The sequence below is a fragment of the Lysinibacillus sp. ACHW1.5 genome, from assembly GCF_022014815.1.
Classification (GTDB): domain Bacteria; phylum Bacillota; class Bacilli; order Bacillales_A; family Planococcaceae; genus Lysinibacillus; species Lysinibacillus capsici.
On sequence record NZ_CP091777.1, the window covers coordinates 3,992,666 to 4,018,139 of the forward strand.

23 protein-coding genes and 1 riboswitch are annotated in these 25,474 nt (G+C 37.1%); of the genes, 7 read left to right on the plus strand and 16 right to left on the minus strand.

Going from position 1 to position 25,474, the window contains the following annotated elements:
• Window positions 1–4: 4 nt before the first annotated feature.
• From L6W14_RS20060 to L6W14_RS20075, 4 genes are all read right to left on the minus strand, one after another.
• A complete protein-coding gene (locus L6W14_RS20060; protein ID WP_237898755.1) occupies window positions 5–628 on the minus strand; it encodes a nitrous oxide reductase accessory protein NosL in 624 nt (207 codons plus the stop codon).
• Between the two features lie 205 nt (window positions 629–833).
• Window positions 834–1,154, minus strand: coding sequence for an NAD synthetase (locus tag L6W14_RS20065; protein WP_131522323.1), 321 nt, complete (start codon window positions 1,152–1,154; stop codon window positions 834–836).
• 159 nt (window positions 1,155–1,313) lie between these two features.
• On the minus strand, window positions 1,314–2,138 hold the full coding sequence (gene nadE / locus L6W14_RS20070) for an NAD(+) synthase (protein WP_237898757.1): 825 nt from the start codon (window positions 2,136–2,138) through the stop codon (window positions 1,314–1,316).
• 18 nt (window positions 2,139–2,156) lie between these two features.
• A complete protein-coding gene (locus L6W14_RS20075) occupies window positions 2,157–3,617 on the minus strand; it encodes a nicotinate phosphoribosyltransferase (RefSeq protein ID WP_082148178.1) in 1,461 nt (486 codons plus the stop codon).
• Window positions 3,618–3,929: 312 nt separating this feature from the next.
• On the opposite strand from L6W14_RS20075, the gene L6W14_RS20080 reads away from it, so the two are divergent.
• Both L6W14_RS20080 and L6W14_RS20085 read left to right on the plus strand, forming a co-directional pair.
• Window positions 3,930–4,271 carry a P-II family nitrogen regulator gene (locus tag L6W14_RS20080; RefSeq protein ID WP_016995352.1) on the plus strand — a complete coding sequence of 114 codons (342 nt, stop codon included), beginning with the start codon at window positions 3,930–3,932 and terminating at the stop codon, window positions 4,269–4,271.
• 14 nt (window positions 4,272–4,285) lie between these two features.
• The gene (locus tag L6W14_RS20085; RefSeq protein WP_131522325.1) at window positions 4,286–5,584 is read left to right on the plus strand and encodes an ammonium transporter; all 1,299 of its coding nucleotides are present in this window, start codon (window positions 4,286–4,288) and stop codon (window positions 5,582–5,584) included.
• 186 nt (window positions 5,585–5,770) lie between these two features.
• Here the strand turns inward: L6W14_RS20085 and L6W14_RS20090 are convergent, their stop codons facing one another.
• Window positions 5,771–6,280, minus strand: coding sequence for a methylated-DNA--[protein]-cysteine S-methyltransferase (locus L6W14_RS20090; protein ID WP_131522326.1), 510 nt, complete (start codon window positions 6,278–6,280; stop codon window positions 5,771–5,773).
• 94 nt (window positions 6,281–6,374) lie between these two features.
• On the opposite strand from L6W14_RS20090, the gene L6W14_RS20095 reads away from it, so the two are divergent.
• The 3 genes from L6W14_RS20095 (at window position 6,375) to L6W14_RS20105 (ending at window position 8,904) form a co-directional block, all read left to right on the plus strand.
• Complete coding sequence (locus L6W14_RS20095) at window positions 6,375–7,106, plus strand: ABC transporter ATP-binding protein (RefSeq protein WP_131522327.1); 732 nt, start codon at window positions 6,375–6,377, stop codon at window positions 7,104–7,106.
• On the plus strand, window positions 7,103–7,855 hold the full coding sequence (gene fetB / locus L6W14_RS20100; RefSeq protein WP_131522328.1) for an ABC transporter permease: 753 nt from the start codon (window positions 7,103–7,105) through the stop codon (window positions 7,853–7,855). Before L6W14_RS20095 ends, fetB begins: the two co-directional genes overlap by 4 nt.
• A 74-nt stretch (window positions 7,856–7,929) precedes the next feature.
• Window positions 7,930–8,904, plus strand: coding sequence for a proline dehydrogenase family protein (locus tag L6W14_RS20105; protein WP_048394992.1), 975 nt, complete (start codon window positions 7,930–7,932; stop codon window positions 8,902–8,904).
• A gap of 45 nt (window positions 8,905–8,949) precedes the next feature.
• Here the strand turns inward: L6W14_RS20105 and L6W14_RS20110 are convergent, their stop codons facing one another.
• The 10 genes from L6W14_RS20110 to L6W14_RS20155 form a co-directional block, all read right to left on the minus strand.
• The gene (locus L6W14_RS20110) at window positions 8,950–9,561 is read right to left on the minus strand and encodes a response regulator transcription factor (RefSeq protein WP_048394990.1); all 612 of its coding nucleotides are present in this window, start codon (window positions 9,559–9,561) and stop codon (window positions 8,950–8,952) included.
• 16 nt (window positions 9,562–9,577) lie between these two features.
• Window positions 9,578–10,585 carry a sensor histidine kinase gene (locus L6W14_RS20115; RefSeq protein ID WP_193767439.1) on the minus strand — a complete coding sequence of 336 codons (1,008 nt, stop codon included), beginning with the start codon at window positions 10,583–10,585 and terminating at the stop codon, window positions 9,578–9,580.
• Between the two features lie 271 nt (window positions 10,586–10,856).
• The gene (locus L6W14_RS20120; protein ID WP_054548858.1) at window positions 10,857–11,888 is read right to left on the minus strand and encodes a Delta(5) desaturase DesA; all 1,032 of its coding nucleotides are present in this window, start codon (window positions 11,886–11,888) and stop codon (window positions 10,857–10,859) included.
• A gap of 109 nt (window positions 11,889–11,997) precedes the next feature.
• A complete protein-coding gene (locus L6W14_RS20125) occupies window positions 11,998–12,498 on the minus strand; it encodes a GNAT family N-acetyltransferase (RefSeq protein WP_131522329.1) in 501 nt (166 codons plus the stop codon).
• Window positions 12,499–12,592: 94 nt separating this feature from the next.
• On the minus strand, window positions 12,593–16,024 hold the full coding sequence (gene metH, locus L6W14_RS20130; protein ID WP_131522330.1) for a methionine synthase: 3,432 nt from the start codon (window positions 16,022–16,024) through the stop codon (window positions 12,593–12,595).
• The gene (locus L6W14_RS20135) at window positions 16,017–17,864 is read right to left on the minus strand and encodes a bifunctional homocysteine S-methyltransferase/methylenetetrahydrofolate reductase (RefSeq protein WP_131522331.1); all 1,848 of its coding nucleotides are present in this window, start codon (window positions 17,862–17,864) and stop codon (window positions 16,017–16,019) included. The genes metH and L6W14_RS20135 overlap by 8 nt, the downstream gene beginning before the upstream one ends.
• A gap of 89 nt (window positions 17,865–17,953) precedes the next feature.
• Window positions 17,954–18,054: riboswitch (SAM riboswitch) on the minus strand.
• A gap of 99 nt (window positions 18,055–18,153) precedes the next feature.
• Complete coding sequence (locus tag L6W14_RS20140) at window positions 18,154–19,548, minus strand: protoporphyrinogen oxidase (protein WP_131522332.1); 1,395 nt, start codon at window positions 19,546–19,548, stop codon at window positions 18,154–18,156.
• Between the two features lie 240 nt (window positions 19,549–19,788).
• Window positions 19,789–21,081, minus strand: a complete 1,293-nt coding sequence (locus L6W14_RS20145) for a globin-coupled sensor protein (RefSeq protein ID WP_237898760.1) — start codon at window positions 21,079–21,081, stop codon at window positions 19,789–19,791.
• 627 nt (window positions 21,082–21,708) lie between these two features.
• Complete coding sequence (locus L6W14_RS20150; protein ID WP_131522334.1) at window positions 21,709–22,995, minus strand: tetratricopeptide repeat protein; 1,287 nt, start codon at window positions 22,993–22,995, stop codon at window positions 21,709–21,711.
• A gap of 71 nt (window positions 22,996–23,066) precedes the next feature.
• Entirely contained in the window at window positions 23,067–24,083 is a 1,017-nt protein-coding gene (locus tag L6W14_RS20155) for a YdcF family protein (protein ID WP_237898761.1), read from the minus strand.
• 184 nt (window positions 24,084–24,267) lie between these two features.
• Between L6W14_RS20155 and L6W14_RS20160 the strand changes: the two genes are divergently transcribed.
• Entirely contained in the window at window positions 24,268–24,729 is a 462-nt protein-coding gene (locus L6W14_RS20160) for a hypothetical protein (RefSeq protein WP_237898763.1), read from the plus strand.
• Window positions 24,717–25,004 (plus strand): DUF2653 family protein, encoded by a 288-nt coding sequence (locus L6W14_RS20165; RefSeq protein WP_131522337.1) that lies wholly within the window; start codon window positions 24,717–24,719, stop codon window positions 25,002–25,004. Before L6W14_RS20160 ends, L6W14_RS20165 begins: the two co-directional genes overlap by 13 nt.
• A 49-nt stretch (window positions 25,005–25,053) precedes the next feature.
• Here the strand turns inward: L6W14_RS20165 and L6W14_RS20170 are convergent, their stop codons facing one another.
• Window positions 25,054–25,422, minus strand: coding sequence for an ion channel (locus tag L6W14_RS20170; protein WP_048394973.1), 369 nt, complete (start codon window positions 25,420–25,422; stop codon window positions 25,054–25,056).
• Window positions 25,423–25,474 lie beyond the last annotated feature (52 nt).

The following is a 25,474-nucleotide window of genomic DNA, read 5'->3' on the forward strand; positions in this document are numbered from 1 at the left end:
TGATTTAATGACTGTGCCCTTCTTGATTCATCTCATTCGAATGCACAGAACCAGATGCATCGTTTTCATCCTCAGCCTTTTTTTGCATCATTTTCTTACGTCTCTCCAATGCATCATCTTTAATTTTTTGTAGTTCCTCCACATAAGCTTTCGAATTTTCTTGCATATATTTATCTGCTTCAGCCTTGTCCACGAAATAAATATAGCCCCAGTTCATCGGCGATTTCAGCTCCGTTTTTATAATTGTTACATCTTCAATCTTTGCCCAATCTTTCGTCACAAAATCACGTACAAATTTTTCGTTTTTTTCTTCATTAGCAACCTCTGCATTTAATAAACAGCCAATATCGTCATAAAAAGCGATTGTTCCATCTTCTTTTATTGCCTGCGCTGAAAATACACCCATCTCATGGTCTTTCATATAAACTTTCATATTACACATTTCACAAATTGTATCTTCTTCTGGCTCTTGTAACCGTGTATCTACTAGTGAAGCAACTTGCACGGTTTCTGATTCGTTTTTCGTAGTTTCTTGTTCAATTCCCTTTTCTTCTACCTGTTTTTTTTCGCTACCACAAGCTGCAAGTACAAATAATAATATTAGTGCAGGTAACCATAATTTTTTCACAACTTTATCCTCCAAGTTTAGTTTTCTGTTGCCATATCCTACATTACAGATTAGTTGTGAAATTAGTTAAAAATCGCTGTGAAGAAATGGAAAAATTACCTTGAACATTCCATGAACATCTTCACTTCAAATATTTTGAATTTAGTGCTTTTATTTACTTCTCCTCAAAAATAAAAACTCCCCACACTGATGTGGAGAGTTTGGCTTATATGGAAGAACGATAACTATTGAGTCGCTTCTTTTGTTTGTTTAAACGACTGAGCTTTAATGCCGTTTCATTTAATTCACGGCGAATCTCCAAATCACTAGCGCTATCTACATGGATAGGTGTAATCGGTTGCTGCTGTTGTGAATTTACAGAAACAGTTGTTGAATTGTACGTTTTCTCTTTATTTTTTTGTAATCTATTCCGAAATTGCTTTTGTGGATTTTGCCCAAAGTTATGGCTGAGATCACCAGCATGTAAATACTGCTGTTCCTGCCGAAAAACACTACTTGTCGTTGCACTCACTCTAGAAGTCCTCATAAAAAGTTACCCTCCCCTACATTTTATTATCCTTATAGGTAATTATATCGACATTATATGCTGACAATTAACAACATAGAACCATAATACATAAAAAAAGAGCGAAAAGAGCTATTTTTAAAAGTGAAACCACTTTCTTTATAACCCTTTTCGCTCATCTTACTTCCAAAAATCATCAAATATTGTAATTGGCATATGACGTTTATGTTGGGAACGCAAATAATACTCTTCTAATCTTTGGCGAGGTTCTTCTGGAATTTCTTTCCCCTCTAAATAATCATCTATTTGATCATACGACACACCTAGCGCCACTTCGTCTGGCAATGAGGGACGATCTTCTTCTAAGTCTGCTGTAGGCACCTTTTTATAAAGATGCTCAGGGCATTGAAGTTCTGCTAACAATTGCTTTCCTTGTCGTTTATTTAAACGAAAGATTGGCATTAAGTCTGCTCCACCATCCCCGAACTTTGTATAGAAGCCTGTAATAGCTTCCGCAGCATGATCTGTTCCTAATACAACCGCTCCATTCATTGCAGCAATTGAATATTGGACCTTCATACGCTCACGAGCCTTTTCATTCCCTTTCACAAAGTCATTCAGCTCAACCCCCGCATTTGTTAGAGCTCTCACACTAGCATCCACTGCGTCTTTTATATTTACTGTATAAACCTTCGTTGGCTTTATATAATCAATGGCATCTTGGCAATCCTGTTCATCAACTTGTACGCCATATGGTAATCGTACAGCGAAAAACGAATACTTCATTTCTCCCTCTTCTGCATTTAATTCATCAATAGCCAACTGCGCTAGTTTTCCTGTTAATGTTGAATCTTGACCACCAGAAATACCAAGAACAAAACCTTTTACAAAACTATAGCGTTTTGCATATTCCTTTAAAAAATCAATTGATTTACGTATTTCCCTCTGTACATCAATGTTAGGCAGTACGCGTAATTCCTCAATAATTTGTTGCTGTAAAGTCATTGCACCCGTCACTCCTTTTTACATTCGTTTAACCATCGCATGCACTTCTTCAATATTACGCATCTTATTATCCCAGCATTTTTGACTGAGATCGACCGGATATTCTTCAGGATTCATCGCACGCTTATATTCATCCCACAACAGCTCTAAATTCTCCGCCGCGTAATCACGCATTTCCTCTAATGTAGGGTTTTGATAATTGATCGCTCCATTTTTAATAACATGCTGATGTAAATTTTTTGCTTCAAAATTTGTGACAAACTTTGAGACAAACGTATGAATCGGATGGAACATTTTGATACGTTCCTCAGCTTGAGGATTTTCATCGTGCATTGTGATGTAGTCTCCTTCTGCCTTCCCATTCTTTTTATCGATAATACGATAGACATTTTTCAAGCCTGGCGTTGATACCTTTTCCGCATTAGCTGAGATTTTTATTGTATCTTCAAGTTGCCCTTCGCTATTCTCGATAGCCACCATTTTATATACTGCACCTAACGCAGGCTGGTCGTAAGCTGTAATAAGCTTTGTACCAATTCCCCAAACATCCACTTTTGCTCCTTGAGCTTTTAAATTTAAGATGGTGTATTCATCTAAATCGTTTGAGACAATGATTTTGGCATCATGGAAGCCTGCAGCATCCAACATACGACGAGCTTCTTTTGATAAGAAAGCAATATCGCCGCTATCTAAGCGTATGCCAATAAAGTTAATTTTGTCTCCTAGCTCTTTAGCTACTTTAATTGCAGTTGGCACCCCTGATTTCAATGTATTATAAGTATCTACCAAAAACACACAATCGCGATGACGTTTTGCATAAGCATGGAATGCATCATAATCATTTTTATAAGCTTGTACTAATGCATGGGCATGTGTACCAGAGACAGGAATTTTAAAAAGTTTACCTGCTCGAACATTACTTGTGGAAGCAAAACCACCGATAAACGCGGCACGTGTTCCCCAAATAGCAGCATCCATCTCTTGTGCACGCCTTGTACCAAATTCCATTGCCACTTCATTTTTAATAATTTGCTTGATACGGCTAGCCTTTGTAGCAATTAATGTTTGATAGTTAACAATATTAAGTAAGGCTGTTTCAATTAGCTGCGCCTCTACTAATGGAGCTTCAATTCGGACGATTGGTTCATTAGCGAAAACCAGTTCCCCTTCTACCATGGAATACATTTCTCCAGTAAATCGGATGTTCTTTAAATACTGTATAAAGTCATCTTTATAACCTACTTCATCACGTAAATACGCAATATCCGATTCACTAAAATGAAAATCACGTAGATAATCAAGCATTCGCTCTAACCCAGCAAATATGGCATAGCCATTACCAAAAGGTAATTTTCTAAAATACAATTCAAAAACCGCTTTTTTATTATGTATGCCATCCGCCCAGTAGGATTCTGCCATATTGATTTGATATAAGTCTGTGTGTAGCGCTAAGCTATCATCTGCATAGTTCGATCTCAAAAGAAACCCCTTCTTCCGCTTTGATAATTAGTCCTAGTATACACTATATACCCAAATTCTTGCGTATTACATTCCCACTTATAGATGTTAGGTTTTCTAACATTAATAGTCAGAAAATTTAGAACTATTCACATTTTAGACACAAATTTTAGTACCGCTTTCATTCCCTTTATAAAAAGCTTTTTTCTAAAATACTTCGGGACTAGAAATATTCTGTGTAAACTAACCTTACACAGAATTCAAAAAAACAATTGCACTGTTTTTAATACCGTTTTAACATGTAAATTAAATTTACGCAAGGAGCTGGTACACATGAAAAAAATTGAAGCAATCATTCGTCCTGAAGTTTTTGGAGCTGTTCGGGATGGTCTTGCACAGGAAGGAATTGCAGGGTTAAGCGTTTCTGAAATCGCTGGTTGTGGTCGTCAGCTAGGTCGAACAGGACTCTTCCGCGGCAATACGTATGAAATTGAATTTTTACCTAAATTAAAATTAGAAATGATTGTAGACGATGGCAAAGTTGATGCCATTGTAGAGATTTTATTGCGTGAAGCAGCAACCGGTAAAGTTGGGGACGGGAAGATTTTTATTTATCCAGTAGAACAAGCAATTCGTATCCGAACAAAAGAAGTCGGATCGATTGCAGTAGAATAAAGGGGGCGATATAGATGGATGAAGTACTATTATCTGTTAATTTAATTTGGGTGATGCTTGGCACTATTTTAGTATTCTTTATGCATGCAGGTTTTGCTATGGTTGAGGCTGGATTTACCCGCTCAAAAAATGCAGTCAATATCATCATGAAGAATTTTCTTACCATTTCTCTTGGTGGGATCGTCTATTTTTTATGTGGCTATGCCATTATGTTCGGAGACTCAGTAGGTGGCATTTTCGGCACAAGTGGCTTTGCTTTAAAAGGAGTAGATGATCTTTCTTTCTTTATCTTCCAAACGATGTTTGCTGCAACTGGAGCAACTATTTTATCGGGGGCTGTTGCAGAACGTACTAATATTTTTGCTTATGTTGGCGTTATTATACTTATGTCTTTAGTTGTTTATCCTGTAGTAGGCCACTGGGTTTGGAGTGGTCAAGGTTGGTTAACAGATTTAGGTTTTGTTGATTTTGCTGGCTCGACAGTTGTCCACTTAACAGGTGCTGTTGCAGCATTTGTCGCAGCAGTTATGGTTGGACCTCGACTAGGCAAATATGAAAATGGTCGAGTAAATGTTATTACAGGACACAGCATTCCTTTAGGTGCATTAGGCGTATTTTTACTTTGGTTTGGTTGGTTCGGCTTCAATGGCGCTTCTACATTAGCTGCTGATCCAGAGCTAGTTCCTAGTGTTATTGCTAATACGTTTTTTGCAGCTGCAGCTGGTGTCGTTGCCACTGCTTTCTATACAAAATTTCGATACGGACATATCGATGGCTCTCTTACATTAAATGGTGCATTAGCTGGGCTTGTAGGGATTACTGCTGGTGCAGCGAATGTCAGCATATTTGGCTCACTTATCATCGGCTTAATTGCTGCACCTTTACTTGTGGAAGGTGTTCGCTTCCTAGAGTGGAAGCTAAAAGTTGACGATCCTGTTGGAGCAATTGCTGTTCATGGTATTTGTGGTATTTGGGGTACACTGGCAGTTGGCCTATTTGATATTGGTGGGCAAGGCTTATTTTATGGTGGGGGTTTTGGTCTATTAGGCATTCAAGCAATCGGCGTTATTGCTACTATTGCTTGGGTTAGTGTATCTGTAGCAGCAGGTTTATTGATCATCAAAGCATTTGTCCCATTACGAGTAACGGCTGAAGAAGAAATAGCTGGATTAGATGTAATGGAACACGGAACGCCTGCCTACGAATACCAAGATATTTTCAAAAGCTCCGCTGTACGAGGCGAAACCTTCGCTCATCGTTTAACACATTTCGGTAAAGCTCAGAACAATGTTCAAGAAGAACAACATGTATAGCTAGTAGAAACATCTGCTCCTTTATCTCTGGATAATGGGGGCAGATTTCTTTTGGCGCACTCCTACATCGGAAACCTTCATTTACAGAGGAGGTAGGATACTTTGTTTGGAGTGATCAAATCTATAGAAAAAGCGCTCTTTCCACGATTTAAGAAGATACTAACATTTACAAGAAATTATTTCGCTTCAATCCATTGATTCTTTCTCTAACTCAAGTAAAAATTGTTTCATAGCTAAGCCGCTTCTGAAGCCTGTTAATTGACCATTTTTACCAATGACCCGATGACATGGAATAATCGCCAGGATTGGATTTGCTCCAATAGCAGACCCTACAGCTCGAACCGCTTTGGGATTACCAATGCGTTGAGCAATATTTCCATAAGTTGTTGTTGTACCATAGGGTAATTCTTTTAATGCATCCCACACCGCTAATTGAAATGCCGTCCCTTTCACATGGATTGGAAGATTAAATTCAATAAGCTCCTTCTTAAAATAGGCTGTTAATTGCTCTTTATATGGGAGCAACGTTTCTGAATTCTCTTCAAAACAATATCCTTTAAATGGTTTTTTAGCCCACTCCTTTACTTCATCGAATGATGCATTTGGTGTACCTATATAAACTAGTCCTTTATCTGAAGCAACAACATACATATCCCCTTGCGCATATGTTAATGTATCGAAATACAATATTTCCATTCCCAAATCCCCTTCTTTCTTTTATTTCAACACCATCTTCCAGTCATTTCATGCTACAGTTATTTTACTGACTAAAGTAAAGGAGTTTCAATAGATGAATATGTTATATGAACCTGCCATTCACTTCCAACAAGTTCATTTTTCAGTAAATGACAAAATGATATTAAAGTCAATTACTGGGTCATTTCCAAAAGGGCAAATCACCACGCTCGTTGGCCCCTCTGGCGCTGGAAAAACAACATTACTTAAGTTATGTAATGGCCTTCTCTCACCATCAAATGGGCATATACTCGTTGATAATCAACCTATCTCTACATATGATCCAACAGCTTTAAGAAGGCATGTTGGTATTGCTTTACAGGCAGCTCCTATGATAGCAGGTACAGTGTTAGAGAATCTTGCACTTCCCCGCACACTGCAAGGACAGAAACTTTTGCAGCAGGAGGCTATTCAATATTTAGAGGACGTTGGGTTAAACGAAAGCTTCCTGCATCAATCTACAAATGATCTATCAGGCGGACAACGTCAAAAGGTATCCATCGCTCGAACACTTATCAATCAATCCTCTATTTTATTATTAGACGAAATAACGTCTGCCTTGGATCGTCAATCCGTTCAGGATATTGAAAAATTGATTGTCACCATTAACAAAAAATACAATGTCACCATGATTTGGATTACCCATAATTTGCAACAAGCGCTAACGATTGGTCACTATACATGGGTGATGATGAATGGGGAGCTCGTTGAAACTGGTAAAAGTTCATTACTCAATGCACCAACAAATCCACGTGTTGCCGAGTTTGTACAGGGGGTTAACAAATGACATATACAGCCTTATCACTGACATTAATTTTTGTTTGTATCCCTTTACTATTATCCAAAATATTAAAATTAGACCTTGAAAAAGATACGCTTATTGCAACATTACGCTCCATCATTCAATTGCTTGCTGTTGGCTATATATTAAAATTTGTGTTTGATGCAAATAGTTATAGTTATATTTTCCTGATGGTAGCACTAATGATTATCGTGGCCACGTTAAATGCACGAAAAAAAGGAGCAGGTATTAAAGGAATCACCTGGAAGATAGCACTGACCCTTGTCATGATAGAAATAATTACACAAGGTGTTTTGCTAGGCTTTCATATTGTTCCAGCAACTGCTCAGTATATCATTCCCATTAGCGGGATGCTAATTGGTAATTCCATGGTGCTATCCATTTTATTCTTAAATCGTTTTACAGCTGAAATTATTAACCATAAGGATCAAATGGAACTAATACTATCCCTAGGTGGCACACCAAAACAGGCTATTCATCGCCAATTAATTCATGCCATAAAAGCTAGTATGATTCCTACGATTGAGAGTCAAAAAACAATCGGGCTAGTACAGCTACCAGGTATGATGAGTGGTCAAATTATCGGGGGAGCCGACCCTCTTCAGGCAGTCCAATTTCAACTATTAATTATCTTTGCTCTCTTAACAACTGCAACATTATCCAGCGTTATGATTGGCTTTTTAAGTTATCCTGCACTATTTAATGAACGTATGCAAATACTTGAAATGAAATAATTGTTAGGCTGAATGTAATATAGTTTAAAAAATTTATGTTATACTAAAAAGAAAATGCAGTTAGGAGAATGACCATGTTATTACGCGATTTTTTCATCCACTTATCTGAGAACCAACTATTAAATAGTGCTGCAAAGAAATATGGCCTAAAATTAGGAGCACAAAGTGTAGTAGCTGGTACAAATATCGAAGAAACAATTGCAAGCATCAAAGAACTAAATGCACATAATATTTCTTGTACAGTAGATAATCTAGGTGAATTTGTTTCAAGTAAAGAAGAAGCGACTGCTGCTAAAGAAAAAATCCTTACTGTGATCGAAGCTATTCACGAAAACGGTGTAGCTGCACATATTTCATTAAAGCCATCTCAATTAGGCTTAGATATTGATGTTGATTTTTGTTATGACAATCTGTATGAGATTGTAGAGAAAGCCGCTTCATACGATATCTTTGTTAACTTTGATATGGAAGACTATGGACGTCTACAAACTTCCTTCGATATGGTGGAAGAATTATCGAAAACATTTAATAATGTTGGTACAGTCATCCAATCATACTTTTACCGTGCAAAAGATGATATTGAAAAATTTAAGGACTACCGTTTACGTATCGTAAAAGGTGCTTATAAAGAGCCAGTTGAAGTAGCTTATCAAGACAAATTAGATATTGATTTAAACTTTATTGAGTTGATTGAATATCACCTACTAAACGGTAAATTTACATCAATCGCAACTCATGATCACAATATCATTGCGCACGTAAAACGCTTTGTAGCTGATCATAATATTCCGCTTGATAAATTTGAATTCCAAATGCTATATGGTTTCCGTACTGATATGCAAAAAGAGCTTGCAAAAGAAGGCTATAACTTCTGTGTGTACGTTCCATTCGGTGAAGATTGGTACGGCTATTTCATGCGCCGTTTAGCTGAGCGTCCTCAAAACCTTAATCTTGTCACAAAACAAGTATTTACGAAAAAAACGAATACTGTTCTTGCAGTAGCAGCAGGTGCATTCGTTCTTGGCCGTTTAACTAAACGCAATAAGTAAAAAAAATGAGAACCTTTTCGCTTATGATGCGATAAGGTTCTCATTTTATTTATTCCATCCTTTTTCTTTAAAGCGTGCAATGGCCTCAATTCGATTGCCAACGTTTAGTTTTTCTAAAATCGTCGAAATATAGTTACGAACTGTGCCAGCAGACAAAAACAGCTCAGCAGCAATTTCCTTTGTCGTTTTGCCCTCTGCTACAAGTGTCAGTACTTGACTCTCTCGCTCCGTTAAAGGATTTTCACTATCATCTTCATAGACAAAATCAACGAGCTCTGGTGCATAAATACGTTTACCGTCCATGATTGTACGGATTGCGCTCACTAACTCCTCTATAGGGCTATCCTTTAATAAATAGCCTCTGACACTCGCTTTTCTAGCACGTTCGAAATATCCAGGTCTAGCAAATGTAGTTAAAATAATGACTTTACAACCTGAGCCAGTGCTATGCATTTCTTCTGCTGCATCTAGTCCCGTTTTCACTGGCATTTCAATATCCATAATACAAATATCAGGCTGATGCTCTTCCACAAGCATCAATGCTTCCTCACCATTTTTTGCTAAGCCAACAACCTCCATATCCTCCTCCATACTAAGTAAAGAGCGAAGCGCGCCTAATAGCATCCCCTGATCTTCAGCAATCACAATTCGTATCATGTCACAATCCTCTTTTCTATATGTTCTTCAGATTGTCTTTGACATTCTGATGCGTAATAGCTACTGGGATAGTTACCGTTAATGTGGTCCCCTCAACACTTTCAATTTTGAAGGACCCATTAATAAACTCTAAACGTTCCCGCATTCCTTTCAATCCATTACCAGTTCTCCAGGCTTGTTTTTTCGTAATGCCCTGTCCGTTATCTCGCACTACTAAGTAAACTTCTTTAAAATTTTGATGGAAGGCAATTTCGCATTTTGTTGCTCCACTATGTTTGACAACATTATTAACCGCCTCTTTTAAGCACATAGATAAAACATTCTCTACAAGTGGTGGAACTTGCAGTGCGTTTTTATCCCCTTCAAAGACAAACTCCATTTCAGCTGCCTTTAGCATTTGTGAAATACGCATGATCTCATCTTCAAATTTTGCTGTGCGCATATCTGAAACTAATTCCCGAACCTCTTTTAAAGCAATACTAGCCGTCTGGCGTATATCCTTAATCTCAATCAAGGCCTGCTGGGGATCTCGTTCAATCAGCCTAGAAGCTAGATCACTCTTCAAACCAATCATGGACAATTTTTGTCCTAATGTATCATGCAAATCTCGAGCTATTCTTTGTCGTTCTTCAAAAACAATTAACTCAGCAATACGTTCATTGGCTGTTTCTAACTGTCCCTCTAAATTTTCACGTTTATTTTTGGAATAAAGCGTTAGCGGTAAAAGGACAACAGCTAAAATAGTTAATACAACGAAAGGCAACTGCGATAAAAATAGGTTGAGCTCTACAAAAAATCCAGCACCCGTTGAAATAACTGTAAATCCAATATGTAGACCATACATAATATAAAAGCCGACGGGTCTTCGGATATTGCCAATAAAAAATGCTGTGAAAATGGACAAATAGACATAGCCATACAAGATGGTCATAATAATGTTTATGACCATTTCAAAGCTAATCCACATATAAACTAAACCGCTTTTCGAATTCATGGCAAATCGATAGAAGATAAAATAGAGCATTAAAAATGTAATGCCTATCGATATTTCGATATAAGATGATTTCCTAAAAATGAAGAAAAACGGTAGGAAACAAAAAATTATCCACAAATATACACTGAGCATCGGACTATTCGGAATAATACTATGCCATTTCCTCAACATAATCTCACGCTCTTTCCTACTTTTCCCTTATTATAACAAGAAAATTAAATTTATGCCTGTACATGCTTTGACCCATATTCCTCTCTTTATATAAAACAGCCATCTCCCTTGCAGAGATGGCTGTTTTCAACTAAGCGGCAATACTGCCTCTTGCTTTACGTTTTATAATTTCATTTACTTCTTTAAACGTCACAAATTTACCTTGATCTTCATCATATAACTTGTAACGTAGTGATTCTAAACTCGTACGTAAAGTAATCGTTGTTGCCATGTGTAATGGCGGTGTCTCATTGTGTGCCTTTTCAAGATTATAATTAGGTACACGAGGAGCTAAGTGATGAACATGATGGAAACCAATATTCCCTGTTACCCATTGTAAAAGTTTTGGCAATTTATAATAGGAGCTTCCTTCAACTGCGGCTTTCACATAATCCCACTCTGAATCATGTTCAAAATAAGAATCTTCATACGTGTGCTGGATGTAAAATAACCAAATTCCTAAAGAACCTGCAATAAATAAAGTAACGCCTTGCACTAATAAAAACGCTTGCCAGCCCATGAAGAAAATTAAAGCGGCACAAATTCCCACAATGACAATATTCGTTAAAATTGTATTGAGACGTTCCTTCTTCTTCGCATCCTTACGATTAAAACGATTTAAGACAAGAACCATATAAAGTGGGCCTAATCCAAACATCACAAATGGATTGCGATAGAAGCGGTACCATAGACGTTGCCCTTTTGAGGCTTGCATATATTCTTCAACTGTCATCATATCAATATCACCGATACCACGCTTGTCTAAGTTTGAGCTTGTTGCATGGTGAATTGTATGTTCACGTTTCCATTTTTCATAAGGGAATGATGTTAGCACCCCAGTAAAAAATCCAACCCAATCGTTTGCCTTTTTACTTTTGAAAAATGAGCCGTGTGTACAATCATGAAAAATAATAAAAGTTCGTACGACAAAACCTGCTGAAATAGCACTTAAGCCGACTGTTAGCCAAGGTGATACATCCACTAACAAGTAACCAGCCACCCATAATGCAATTAACGGTACAATTGTATTTATAATCTGAAAAACACTTTTACGCGTATCTGATTTGGCAAATGGCGCTACATCTTGGCGTAACTTTTTTGTTTTTTCTTTAATAGTTGCCATCTTTTACTCCCTCGTTTCTTTTTTTCTTATGACCTCATCATAAAACAAGAGTACAAGTCAGTAACAGACGCAAACATCACAAAAAGGATATGACAAATGTCATATCCTTTTATGATTTCGGTCCAGTCAAATGAAGTTGATAGAACACAAGGTCTAGCCATTGTTCAAATTTATAGCCTGCATTTTTAATGGTTCCTGCATATTCAAAGCCTAATTTTTCATGTGCTTTAATACTACCAATGTTTTCTCCATCAATACCAGCAACAAGCGTTTTGACACCATTTTCTTCAGCGATCTCTATCAGCTTGTTCATGAGCTTTGTCGCAATCCCTTTTTGATAATGTTCTTTGTGCACATAGACAGAGTGCTCCATTGTATATTTATAACCTGGGTAAGGACGGAATTGACTATAGGTAGCAAAGCCAGCGACAAGCCCATTATCCACAAATACAAGTAAAGGATTATCTAATGCTTGTTGCTCCCTAAACCACTGTACTTTTTCATCTAAAGTTTGTATTTCGTATCGATAGACAGCCTTGCTTGTTAAAATAATATCATTATAGATAACCAAAACCTCGGGAATATCTCTTTCTTCCATGAATCGTATCATTCTGCTCACTTCCCTTAACCAAATTGTTTTCTTCTATAAAGAAACAGAGATAGACAGTCATTGAATAGACTATCTACCTCCTCTTATTTATGCCTTAAACATTGAAGTAGCGAGCATCAGGATGAGCAAAAACGATTGCAGATACAGATGCTTCAGGCTCCATCATAAAGCCTTCTGTAAGATGGACACCAATATCCTCAGGTTTTAATAGGCCGAATAGTTTCTCTTGATCCTCCAAGTTAGGACATGCAGGATATCCGAATGAAAAGCGTTGACCCTGATATTTTGCAGCAAAACGATCTCTCATAGTGAAATCTGTTGCATCAGGGAAGCCCCATTGGTCACGAATTTCCTGATGCATACGTTCAGCAAAGCCCTCTGCTAATTCTAAAGCAGTCGATTGCAAGGCATGACTTTCAAGAAATTTCCCAGCCTCTTTTAAATGGCGTGCTTTAGCCATAACTCCTTGACCTGCTGTTACAACCATGAGTGCAATATAGTCCATTTCACCGCTCTCTACCGTTTTTAAGAAATCTGCAAGACATAAAAATGGTTCAACTTGCTGACGAGGGAAGGTAAAACGTTCAATTTCTGTCTTACTATCAGCAGGATCATACACAACGACATCATCACCATCTGCTTGAGCAGGGAAAAATTGATACAAACCAGATGGCTTTAATAGATCACTTTTTAAATAATCATCTACTAAATCCTTGAGCTCTGTTGCTCTTGAATCACCCGCATCAAGCAATTGCTGAACTTGCCCTTTCAAGCCTAAATGGTGTCCCAATAATGTACGCATATTAACATAAGGATATAAATGAGATACAGAATAGTCTTTTTTCACATGACGTCGTAAATCAGCTGGTAAAAATACTGGCGCTCCTTTTACTGTTCGTGCAGGCTTTATTGTTACCTCTTTTGCTGGACGAGCAGCTCGTTTTTCATCGGCCGCTAAACGTTTTTGACGGGATTCTTCAATTTCTGCTAAGAAATTTTCACGTGTCCCTTCACCCATTAATAGATTCGCTTGCTCTAAGCCTTGCATAGCATCCTTTGCATAAATAACAGGACCACCATATTCATCTGCAATTTTTGTTTCAGTAAAACGACGTGAAAGTGCAGCACCACCAACTAAAATAGGAACATCAATTCCCGCCTCTTTAAAATCTTGAGCAGTAATAACCATCTGTTGCGCTGATTTCACGAGTAAACCTGACAGCCCAATAAAATCAGGTTTTTCCTTACGAATCGCTTCAATCAATTGGGCAGGGGTTACTTTAATGCCCAAATCGACTACCTTATAGCCATTATTACTTAATATAATATCAACAAGGTTTTTCCCAATATCGTGAACATCGCCTTTTACCGTAGCAAGTACCATTTTTCCTTTTCCGGCACTCTCTTCATCCTTCTCCATGAATTGCTCTAAATGAGCAACTGCGGCCTTCATCACACCTGCTGATTGTAAAACCTCTGCTACAATGAGTTGATTATCATTAAATAATCGACCTACCTCAGCCATACCCTCCATTAAAGGACCATTAATTATATCAAGTGGCGCCTCGAAGATTTCCCTTGCAGCGTCTAAATCCTCAATTAGCCCTTCTTTGGTACCTTCTAATATATAGTAAGCTAAACGACCTTCAACCGTTTTCGGAATATCCGCTTCCGTTTTTTCCTTCTTTTTATCTCGATAAAAATCTGTAAACACTGCTAATGTTTCATCATTTGTATTAAAGAGCAGGTCATTTGCGAGTTTGATTTCCTCTTCAGGGATGGATGCATAACGCTCCAATTTCTCTGTATTAACAATGGCATAATCTAAGCCCGCCTGTGTACAATGATAGAGATAAACAGCATTCAGTACTTCACGGCCAACTGGTGGTAAGCCAAATGAGATATTACTTACGCCAAGTACTGTCAATGTCTGCGGCAATTTTTCTTTGATGAGACGGATGCCTTCAATCGTTTCTAACGCTGAACCAATATACTGCTCATCTCCAGTTCCTACAGGGAACATTAATGGGTCGAAAATGATATCCTCTGGTGCAATCCCCCATTTCTCTGTTAAAAGTTGATAGGAACGCTCGGCAATTTCAAGCTTTCGATGACGGTCAACCGCCATTCCCTTTTCATCTATCGTTCCAACAACTAACGATGCACCATATTTTTTCACAAGTGGTAATACTGCATCAAATCGTTCTTCACCATCCTCTAGATTAATAGAGTTAATGATGGCTTTCCCTTGTGAAAACTTTAATGCTTCCTCTATTACTTTTTCATCAGTTGAGTCAATCACAAGAGGCACCTTAACCTTTTTTACAACCTCCTGCATAAACCCACGCATATCGGCTAATTCATCGCGATCAGGATTGGCTAAACAAATATCGATAACATGTGCACCATTTTTGACTTGAGCACGTGCAATCTCTGCGGCCTCCTCAAATTTCCCATCAATGATTAAATTCTTAAATTTACGAGAGCCGATTACATTTGTTCTCTCCCCAATAAATAACGGACGCATAGAATCGTCATATAATAATGGTTCAATTCCTGATACCGCATGACCATGTGTTTTTTCTGGTAATTGACGAGGTTTTTCATCTTTTAAGACCTCACGAATGGCTGCAATATGAGCAGGTGTCGTCCCACAACATCCACCTACAATATTAAGCCAGCCCTTTTCTGCAAAACCTTTTAATTTTTGCGATAGCGATTCTGGTGATTCATGATAACACCCTTCTTCATCTGGTAAGCCAGCATTTGGGTAACAGCTAATATAGCCTGTTGAAAGCTCTGCTAATGAACGAATGTGATCCGTCATAAACTCAGGTCCTGTCGCACAGTTTAGGCCAACTGATATTGGTTTAATATGCTCAATTGAAATATAAAAGGCATCGATTGTTTGCCCTGCAAGCGTTGTACCCATCGGTTCTATTGTTCCTGAAATCATGACAGGTAGCTCTTTGCCAGTTGATGCAAAAGCGCGCTTTACGCCAAGTGTGCCTGCTTTGACATTGAGCATATCCTGACTTGTTTCTAATAACAAAACGTCAGCTCCTGCCTCAATTAATGCCTTTGCCTGTACATAAAAATTTTCCTCTAGCTCATCAAATGTAATACCACCAGTTACTGATAACGTTTTTGTTGTTGGTCCCATAGCACCTGCGACAAAACGTGGCCAATCCGATGTCGAATAACGATCCACTGCTTGGCGAGCAATTTCCACTGCACGCTTATTAATTTCTTCTGCTTTTGTGCCAAGATCATATTCATTTAACACAAGAGGCGTCCCACCAAATGTATTTGTACAAATAATATCTGCGCCTGCCTCTAAGTATTTATGGTGAATTTTTTCAATAACATCTGGTCTAGTAAGCACAAGATTTTCGTTACAGCCATCAAGTTCCTCGCCACCAAAATCCTCTGCTGATAAATTTTCATTTTGTAGCATTGTTCCCATTGCGCCATCAAGAATTAAAATACGTTTCTCTAGTTGCTCTTCAATCGAGTGCTTAGCCATGTATACTTACTCCTTTTTTCTGTTCATCCAATTGCTCTATATATTTCATCAACTCTAGTGTCACATCGTAACGTAAAAATGGTGTAATAAGGTAAATGCCATTGAAATATTGTGTAGCCACTTCTACTAATTCTTTAGCAATGGCAATCCCCTCCAATGTCGCTCTTTCCTTATCTTCTCCACATGCTTTCATTCTTGTTAAGGCATCTTCAGATAATTTGATACCTGGTACTTCATGATGTAAAAATTCAGCACTTTTATAACTCGTAACAGGCATAATACCGATGTAAATTGGAGCTTGTAAATGCTTTGTTGCCTCATAAATCTCTACAATTTTTTCTTTCGTATATACTGGTTGAGAAATGAAGTAGTCTGCCCCATGCTCAATTTTCTTCTCTAAGCGTGTCACAGCACGATCTAACACACGGACGTTTGGATTAAATGCAGCAGCAACTGAAAAATTTGCTTTTTTTCGAAGTGGCTTACCTGAGAAAGAGACCCCTCCATTTAATTGCTTAATTAATTGGATTAGCTCCATTGAAGATACATCATAAACACTTGTCGCACCTGGGAAATCTCCTACTTTCGTTGGATCACCCGTAACAGCCAACACATCATGAATACCTAAAGCATTTAACCCCATTAAATGAGATTGTAGACCAATTAAATTACGGTCGCGACATGTAATATGAGTTAGTGGACGTACACCATGTGTGCTCTTCAACAATGCTCCCATTGCAATATTGCTAATACGTGGAGAGGCCAATGAATTGTCTGCCATCATAACTACATCTGCACCTGCATCATATAATTGCTTTGCTCCTTCAAGGAACCCGTCAATCTCTAAATGTCTAGGTGTATCCAACTCTACTATGACAGAACGTTCACGTTTAACCTTTTCATGAAGAGGCTCATACTTTGTTGGCTCCGCTTCCCGAACAATCTCAATCTTTTCAGGTTTCGCATGCTTCTCCTGAACCGGTGATAACTCTTCTAAATACTTCTTTGCTGCTGCAATATGTTTGGGTGTTGTACCACAGCAGCCCCCTATTAAACGTACACCTTGATCACGCAATTCAACAGCCGCTCGACCAAAATAATCAGCTTCTGATTCATAAACGACACGCCCATCCTCTAAGTCCAGAAGTGATGCATTTGGATAGGCCGACATAAATGCCTTATTAGGAAGTTCTACACCTTCAAATGCTAGAATAGTATGGTGTGGACCTAGTCGACAATTGACACCAACAATATCAGCACCTAGGGCTTCAAGCTCATGGAGAGCATTATTTAAAGACATCCCATTTTGTAGAACACCGGGCTCATGCATAGAAACTTGTGCAATAATCGGCAATTTTGTTTTTTCTCGTAGCATCTTTAAGGTTGCTGTTAATTCTTCAAAATCATAATAAGTTTCAAGTAAAAGGCCATCTGGATTCCCTGCAAGTAAGACGCTTGCTTGTTCTTCAATAGTCGCTAATATTTCATCCAAGGTTGCATCACTTTTACGAATTCCCCGAATACCACCAATTGTTCCTAAAACAAATTGACCGCCATCAGCCGCTGCTCGTTTTGCGATGGTGATAGCAGCTTCATTAAATTGTTGGACTTTTGATTCTAATCCATAGCGAGCTAATTTAATGGCATTTGCACCGTACGTATTCGTTTGAATGATGTCAGCACCAGCTGCAATATATTCTCTATGAATCTTTTCAATTAACTCGGGTCTCTGAACATTCATTTCCTCATGGCAATACTCCAATCCATAGCCATATAGCACTGTGCCTATTGCACCGTCTGCCGTCAATACATGCGTTTTTAACCTTTCAAGCAATCCCATAAAATTAGCCTCTCTTCCTATGTCTCTATATAATAAAAAGCCTTCTTTCATAAAAAAAGAAGGCTTTAACGATTCATCATTGTTGTTCCTTCTCATCTTCGACTCAACGGTCTTCTGGATTTAGCACCTGACAATAAAGTTGGTTGCTGAAGCTTCAATGGGCCAGTCCCTCTGCTTCTCTTGATAAGAATTAAGTATGAATTTTTTAAATAATTAAAAGAATCATATCGTTTACTGACGAATGAGTCAAGACTATTTCACATAACAAAGTTTTTTTTCACTTAAAATCTTAGAAATTGGCAAGTTCATTTGCAAGCTCTTCGCCAATTTTTTTCCCGTTTTGAATACAAGCACCAATACCTACGCCAAAATATGAGCACCCTGCAATCGATAAATTAGGATAGTTCTCATGTAATTCTTGTAGTAGTCCTTGTAATGCTTCACGATGCGCTAAATCATATTTAGGCATTTGATCAATCCACTTTGTTACATTCACAACAGTTGGCTGCTCCTCTATTCCTAGGCTCTTTCTCACATCTTCTAAAGCAACTGCTGCCAATTCTTCATCAGTCATGGCACGTAGTTGCTCATAGGCTGGATTGATGCTCTTATAAAAGAGTCGCACAAGTAATTTATTTTCTTTCGATGTATGCTTCCATTTACGACTAGTCCAAGTTGCTGCATTACAAGTAACGTCTGAATTATGGGAAACAATATAGCCCGTTCCATCTGCTGGCAATTTAGCGTCTGGCACATCAAAACCTAAATAGATAGTAATTGCTGACGCTGTCGTAAATTGGTTAAAATAGCGGTTTAAAGATTCATCCTGTAGCAGATTTTGGACAGAATCATTCGGTAATGCTAAAACGACATAATCTGACTCAATAATTTCACCATTAGCTAAAGAAATTGTGTAGTTCTTATCTTGTTTTTGAACATTTAGTGTAGTAACACCCTTGATAATTTCTACATCGGATAAGGTTTGTTCAAGTCGATTAATTAAAGAAGATAAACCATTTTTAAAGGATATAAATTTTTTGTTCGCTGCTTTAACAAATTGCTCACGATTCGCATCAAAGCCTTTAATAATACTTCCAAAATCATTCTTATAATCAATTAAATACGGTAAAGTAGAGCCAATAGAAAGCTGATGTAAATCTCCCGAATAAACACCTGCAAGGACTGGTGCAATTTGGTTTTTCACCAGTTCCTCTCCTAAATAGTAAGTTAAAAATTCACCGATAGAACTTTCCTTTGTGAAGCCATTGTTTGGCAATGTTAAATCCTTCAACGCTTCTTTTTTTCCCTGCTCGGAAATAAGTGTACTTTCCTCTAAGGATGCTACACTCATCGGTATTCCGAAAGTTGAATCTGCCGGAATAGCATGTAACTCATTATTCGTATAAATATAAGAAATACCTGTTTCGTTGTAAACTAATTCCGCCTCAAAATCAAGCTCCTGCACGAGTTCCATAACGCCTTGATGACGGGCTACAATAGAATCAGCACCCGTTTCCATGATGAAACCTTGTTCATGTGCTGAATATAATTTGCCTCCTAAATATGTATTTTTTTCTATAAGCACTAGACGAACATCTAAATTATGTTCCTTCACTTGACGTTGCAAATAATGCATTGTACATAGTCCTGTAATACCGCCGCCTAAAACAACAACTGTTTTCATCATAACCGCCCCTAATATTCATTCTTTCTACAGTATAATCTTTTTTTCATTGAAAATTACGTTAAACCCTTTACAAATTTAGCAAAAATAGAGCTATTTCATCAGTGAAATAGCTCTTACTTTCTGAATCTCTATAAAATTGATCCTCTATAGCGATAACTTCACAACAAACATTTAAATAGGTACTATAGTGTTTATTACGTCTAAAAATATGAAAAATAGAATGTAAATGTTAGTAGTCTATCCTTTTAAATTTTGCGCAAAGCTCGCTAATTTTTCAGCTGAATTTGTTACCTCAGTAAATGAAGTGCCTAATTCACTTAATATGCCTACAATTGCTTGTATTTTTGTTGCAGTACACTCATTTTGATCTTTTGCTTCTGTCATGGCTCCCAATATACTCGTAAATTGGCCTTCAGTTTGTAACATATTTTCTTCACCTGCTGCAACTTCATCTTGAATGTTGGTCAAAGAATACTCTAATTTCTCTGTTCGTTCACCTGTCTTTTTCAATAACAAAGCCACCGCTGTAACAGATTCTTTTGTCTGAATTGATAATTTACGTACTTCATCGGCCACTACGCTAAAGCCCTTTCCCGCTTCCCCAGCACGTGCTGCTTCAATTGCAGCATTTAAAGCCAATAGATTCGTTTGATTCGCAATATTGGTCACAACACTCATAATTGTTTCCATTTCCTTAGACATACCTGATAATTGTTCAATATTTTCTTCTATATCATGAAGAGAATGACTAATATTGAGCATATTTTGTGATTGATTTTTTAAACGCTCGCGACCCTCAAGTGCTTGGTTTTCAGCCAGTGTAGACACATCGAGTGATTTTTTTGCCAAATGTTTAATTTCGTCAGATTGCTTACTTAAGCAGCAAAAAGAATTATTGGTTTCCTGCGAGATAGCTGCAAGTGCTTCCGAAGAATCTACAATCTGTCGTTCAATCGCTTCTTTTTCATGAACCATTTTTTCTTTCAGTTGTTCTACAGTGTTTTCAAAAGCTTCTAAAACGAGTTGTTGCTCAAAATTACAAATTTTCGATATAGCTCTGATCGTATTAAATTGATCTTGTGGAAATTCTATATTTTTTTCGACTAAATCTATAAATGATATCGATAAATCTTGGAATGCACAGATATACCACTGTGTTCTAAGCCCAATGTGGACATGCACCTTTGCAATCTTTACACGCCTTTGGTAATACATCTCATCAATGGTTCCGTTAAACATTTCAATAATATGCTGCCGTAATGTTACTTTAAGCTTTTCTACAGAACTATGATGGCTGATGATATCTACCAAATGATGCTCTGTTCCAATCATGTTGTAAAAACGGTTTACGATGTGATCTACATTATCCATAACTATTGGCTGGAAAGCTTTTAAATATTGTAAGTCGTTCTTCGTTAAGTTCAGCATTTCAATTTGCTTCGCCATCGATTGACGAGAGGACAAATCCATTTTCACTGTGTATTGCTGTAAATCCAATACCTTCGTCTTTCTCTGTCTTTGAAAAATCACACATCTTCCCTCTTTCATTCCGTTTACTTTCATCAGGCTGAGAAACATCAAATCCTTTTAACATATTGATGGATACACGAAAAAATACCGGTAAAATCAGATTAGTCAGATTTAATGGTTACATTCGATAGCGCAATTCCGTATGACAGACTTCCTCCAAAAGTATGTCGGGTACCCCTTTGCTAATTTAGCCTAAGGTCATATGCTCTCAGCAAACAGATATAGTCCTACATGACTAACAGTAAATTATTTACGTATGCTTCTTTTCAAAATCACTCATTTACATTAATCATTTTATAAATGACTGTCAATCTTATTAATACCATTATTTTACACAAAATGTATAAAAAGTCCTTGTTGTTAAATAAAGCGTAATAAACTATAAAAAAGCTACCACAATATTATTGGGTAGCTTTTTTAACCATTTTTTTGTTTATTATGCTTACTTGCTTTATATTTATTCTACTTTTTTATCGAACATCTTCAAATTTCACTATATTAATATTTTTTACCCTGAATTACCATCTATCTACATACCCATATACAGTAGTTTATTTCAGACTAAAATACCCATACTCCATAGCTTTATAAATCATTCTAAAAGCCTATGTTTTTTTAACACTAAATTTACAATCCTTTAAGTTCCTGTAATATTTTAGCCGCTTCTTCGGATCCTGCATCTGCCGCGAGTCCATACCATTTAATAGCTTCTTTTAGATTTCTATCTAACCCTGTATCTTTATTAAAAATATGCCCTAATTGTAGCTTGGCTTCTACATCTCCTTGAAGTGCAGCCTGCTTAAACCAATGAATACCTTTTTCAAGATTGCGTATTCCAGCCAGACCATTACTCCATATATAACCTAAATCATAAAAGGCATCTACATGATATTGTTCCGCAGCTCTTTCATACCAAAACAGACCACGATTGACATCTTTCGCTTGGCCTAAGCGCCCCTCTAAATAAATTCCACCAAGTCGATATTGTGCTTCCACATACCCTGCCTCAGCTGATTTTTTATAGGCGTTAAAAGCTTCTTTCTCATCTACCTCAACGCCTAACCCCTGCTCATAAATTATTCCTAACGTAAACATTGCCTCTGCCACATTCTTTTGTGCAGCATAATCAAACCATTTTTTTGCCAATGTATAATTCGTTGATACGCCCTCGCCATTAAAGTACATATCTGCTAAATTATTGGCAGCATCCGCATGTCCCTGCAAAGCTGCCTTTTCATAGTATGAAAAGGCAAGGGAATAATTCTCCTCCATACCTATGCCCCCAAAGCAGAAATTCCCAAGCATATATTGAGCATCAGCATTTCCCTGGACAGCAGCTAGCTCAAACCATTTCAATGATTTTTCAGGTTGAAAATGTTTACCCTCTCTAGAATTATAGTATTCGCCCAGTTGATATTGGGCATCTCCATCCTGCTCTTCAACCGCTTCTTTATACAAATCAATAATCAGCTCATGATCTAAGTCCTCTTCATCTAGAGCAGCAACTTGTTCATCTTGATGGCAAAAAAACCACTCTACAATATCAAGCACATCATCTACTACTTCTATACTGTTTTTTAACTTTTCTAGCGAAGAAATTTGCCAAATGAGTATATAGATAGGCTGTGGAATGGCATCGCGCAAGACATCATCATATTCTGCCAACAGCGTTAATACATTCTCCTGTATCGATTGAGATTGCACTGTATGGACAATCTGCAAATGACGTTGTTGCTGTTCTTTTAATAACCCTCGTACTACTTGATACAGTATTTTCTGCAAGGCTGTTAGGTTAACTTCAGCGAATGTAAGTAATTTTATATTTTGAGCAAACCACTGATCTTGAGTTTGTGTAAGATTTTGTAGGGAAATTATTCGTTCTTTATTTCGCTTGGCTAAAATTTGCTCGTACATTATTTTCCTCCCTTGCACACTATGTAAAAAACTGCCTTACCACTATTATATGGAAGACAGTTGAAGTTTGGTTACACATATGCTCTTAATAGTAAGCCTACGAATAGCGTAATAATTAAAAATACTGTGACATGGGTCCATTTATACATGGCTAATAAACCTATAAATTCTCGTGTGAATGCATTCGGAACATAGTAAAAAGCAGTTTTTGAGCCAATTCCCTCGGCATCTAATGCTGCTTTTCGAGCATAAATACTTGCGCGAAACACATGGAAATTATTCGTAACAAAAATGGAACGATAGTTAACTCCATGAGAATGGTGGTCCATTATTTGCTTTGAAAAGATCATATTTTGTTCTGTATTGGCTGAACAATCCTCCATTATTATCTTGTCAGTCGGAATATGATGTACTTCTATTAGGTATTGTTTCATTGCATATGCTTCTGATACCTTTTCATCATTTCCTTGACCACCAGAGACAATGATATAAGGCTTCATCTCATACTTTATATATTGCTTTACTGCTTCATCTAATCGGCTTGCTAAAAGTGGAGGTACTCTATCGCCAATTAATCCTGAACCTAATGCAATAATGTAATTTGGTTTATAACGTATTGGTGTAAGAAGATACAATATTGAATAAGCAAGGACACTAGTGTATAAGAACATTGTATAACCAAAAATCAAAAACGCATAGAAGAAAAGAATATGCCAAAATACATTTTCAATTTCAATAAAAATGACGAATACATACCATAACATCATAATAACAAAACTTAGCCCTAATATGGCTAACATTAAGTTACGGAATTTGCGTCCTTCCTTTTCCAATAATACTTTACTATTAAAAAACATGGCTATTGATAAAATAAACATAATACTTGGAAAGCTTCCTAATATAATGAATATCCCCATTTCAGAAATAATCCCCTGATCATTTGGTAGCAATAAAGGATAATGAATAATAAACGCTCTGACAATATATATCCCTATCAGGCCAAGGGCTACAACGTTGAGAAAGCGCCTTTTTTCTGTTAGGTACAAAATGATAAAAATGGTAAGGAAGATTGATAAAGTTAGTAGCATTTTTTCACTCCTTCCTATTGCATAATTTCTACAATCATTACATCTGCCACTATTTGTCCATATTTTTTGATATAGCTTAATTTTTGAAAGCGTTTGTTTTATTTTTTAATATAGTTCATGTAATATTACTATATAAGAACTAGTTTATGATTAGATTAAAAATTATATTGGAGGAATGTATGTAATGAAAAAAATTCTTGCCGCTCTTTTTGCAGCGACACTGATATTTTCGACTGTTGGTGCAACATTATTTATTTCTGATACACCAACGGCAGAAGCTAAATCCTATAAATCGGGTAAAAAGGGCTTCTCTAACAATAATAATAGCTCGAATATCCAAAAATCGGATAATACTAAAGATCAAAACAATGCAACAACAAATAAAAACAACTCAACATCTACTAATAAAGCAGATACTACTAAAAAAGGTGGCTTTTTCTCAGGTGGTCTGATGAAAGGATTAATGCTTGGGGGACTTGCTGGATTATTATTCGGTAGTCTATTTAGTGGTATGGGTATACTGGGGAATATTTTAGGTTTACTCATTAATGTGGCAGCAATTGTTGTTATTGTGATGCTTGTTGTGAAGATAATGAATATATTTAAAGATAAAAAGCGCAAAGAGGAAGCACAATGGCACAAATAATCAGTGAACAAGATATTATTAATGCTATTTGTTTATCTCAAGCCTACTATCAAAGCATTCGCCCTGAGGATGTTCTTGTTGAATTGACTTACGAGGATGATGCAGGTTTTGGTGCAGAGGTCGAAGTCAACGGTCAAATCGAGGTGCTTAATACAGCAGCCATGATTGGTGCCTTACGTGTTTGGATCAAGGATGTTCTACATGGTGATCCATTCTCGACAGGGATTGAACTTGTTTTAGATGACGAAGAAGGCATTATTGCCAAACTATCATAAAAAATAGCAGTACAATGAATCGTCCAAAAGAATTCATTGTACTGCTATTTTACTTTTTCAAACGTTTTTTAACCTCTTCTTTTTCTTCTTCATTAAGAGAAAAATCTACGATAGAGCGTCCCAACATTAATAACATGATAAACATTACTCCTGTACCAACAATTAAATAAATCATTGTAAATACTTTAGAATAAGCCGTTGTTGGATATAGTCCTGTTTCGACTCCAGTTGGAATTAAGCTCACTACAGCAAAATACATGGCATCCAACCAATACCACCCTTCTGTCCCCTTATAGAATAGAGTTCCTGATAGAATGATTAAAAATAGTGTAGTAAATAATGAAAGGAACTGTGGACGTTTAAAGGACCTCCACAAACCTTTTCCTAATCTTTTAGCAGATAATATAAATGACAACATCCCATTCTCCTTTATCTAGTTAAACTTTAACTTCGTTTTTTACGAAAACGTC

Excerpts from the sequence above, each read along its gene's own strand:
- L6W14_RS20080 (WP_016995352.1), top strand. The coding sequence starts at position 3,930 with ATGAAAAAAATTGAAGCAATCATTCGTCCTGAAGTTTTTGGAGCTGTT.
- L6W14_RS20095 (WP_131522327.1), top strand. The coding sequence starts at position 6,375 with ATGAATATGTTATATGAACCTGCCATTCACTTCCAACAAGTTCATTTT.
- fetB (WP_131522328.1), top strand. The coding sequence starts at position 7,103 with ATGACATATACAGCCTTATCACTGACATTAATTTTTGTTTGTATCCCT.
- L6W14_RS20125 (WP_131522329.1), bottom strand. The coding sequence starts at position 12,498 with ATGATACGATTCATGGAAGAAAGAGATATTCCCGAGGTTTTGGTTATC.
- L6W14_RS20115 (WP_193767439.1), bottom strand. The coding sequence starts at position 10,585 with ATGCTCTATTTTATCTTCTATCGATTTGCCATGAATTCGAAAAGCGGT.
- nadE (WP_237898757.1), bottom strand. The coding sequence starts at position 2,138 with ATGACTTTACAGCAACAAATTATTGAGGAATTACGCGTACTGCCTAAC.
- L6W14_RS20150 (WP_131522334.1), bottom strand. The coding sequence starts at position 22,995 with ATGTACGAGCAAATTTTAGCCAAGCGAAATAAAGAACGAATAATTTCC.
- L6W14_RS20085 (WP_131522325.1), top strand. The coding sequence starts at position 4,286 with ATGGATGAAGTACTATTATCTGTTAATTTAATTTGGGTGATGCTTGGC.
- L6W14_RS20170 (WP_048394973.1), bottom strand. The coding sequence starts at position 25,422 with ATGTTGTCATTTATATTATCTGCTAAAAGATTAGGAAAAGGTTTGTGG.
- L6W14_RS20160 (WP_237898763.1), top strand. The coding sequence starts at position 24,268 with ATGAAAAAAATTCTTGCCGCTCTTTTTGCAGCGACACTGATATTTTCG.
- L6W14_RS20155 (WP_237898761.1), bottom strand. The coding sequence starts at position 24,083 with ATGCTACTAACTTTATCAATCTTCCTTACCATTTTTATCATTTTGTAC.
- L6W14_RS20165 (WP_131522337.1), top strand. The coding sequence starts at position 24,717 with ATGGCACAAATAATCAGTGAACAAGATATTATTAATGCTATTTGTTTA.
- L6W14_RS20105 (WP_048394992.1), top strand. The coding sequence starts at position 7,930 with ATGTTATTACGCGATTTTTTCATCCACTTATCTGAGAACCAACTATTA.
- L6W14_RS20110 (WP_048394990.1), bottom strand. The coding sequence starts at position 9,561 with ATGATACGAATTGTGATTGCTGAAGATCAGGGGATGCTATTAGGCGCG.
- L6W14_RS20135 (WP_131522331.1), bottom strand. The coding sequence starts at position 17,864 with ATGGGATTGCTTGAAAGGTTAAAAACGCATGTATTGACGGCAGACGGT.
- L6W14_RS20065 (WP_131522323.1), bottom strand. The coding sequence starts at position 1,154 with ATGAGGACTTCTAGAGTGAGTGCAACGACAAGTAGTGTTTTTCGGCAG.
- metH (WP_131522330.1), bottom strand. The coding sequence starts at position 16,024 with ATGGCTAAGCACTCGATTGAAGAGCAACTAGAGAAACGTATTTTAATT.
- L6W14_RS20120 (WP_054548858.1), bottom strand. The coding sequence starts at position 11,888 with ATGGCAACTATTAAAGAAAAAACAAAAAAGTTACGCCAAGATGTAGCG.
- L6W14_RS20140 (WP_131522332.1), bottom strand. The coding sequence starts at position 19,548 with ATGAAAACAGTTGTTGTTTTAGGCGGCGGTATTACAGGACTATGTACA.
- L6W14_RS20090 (WP_131522326.1), bottom strand. The coding sequence starts at position 6,280 with ATGGAAATATTGTATTTCGATACATTAACATATGCGCAAGGGGATATG.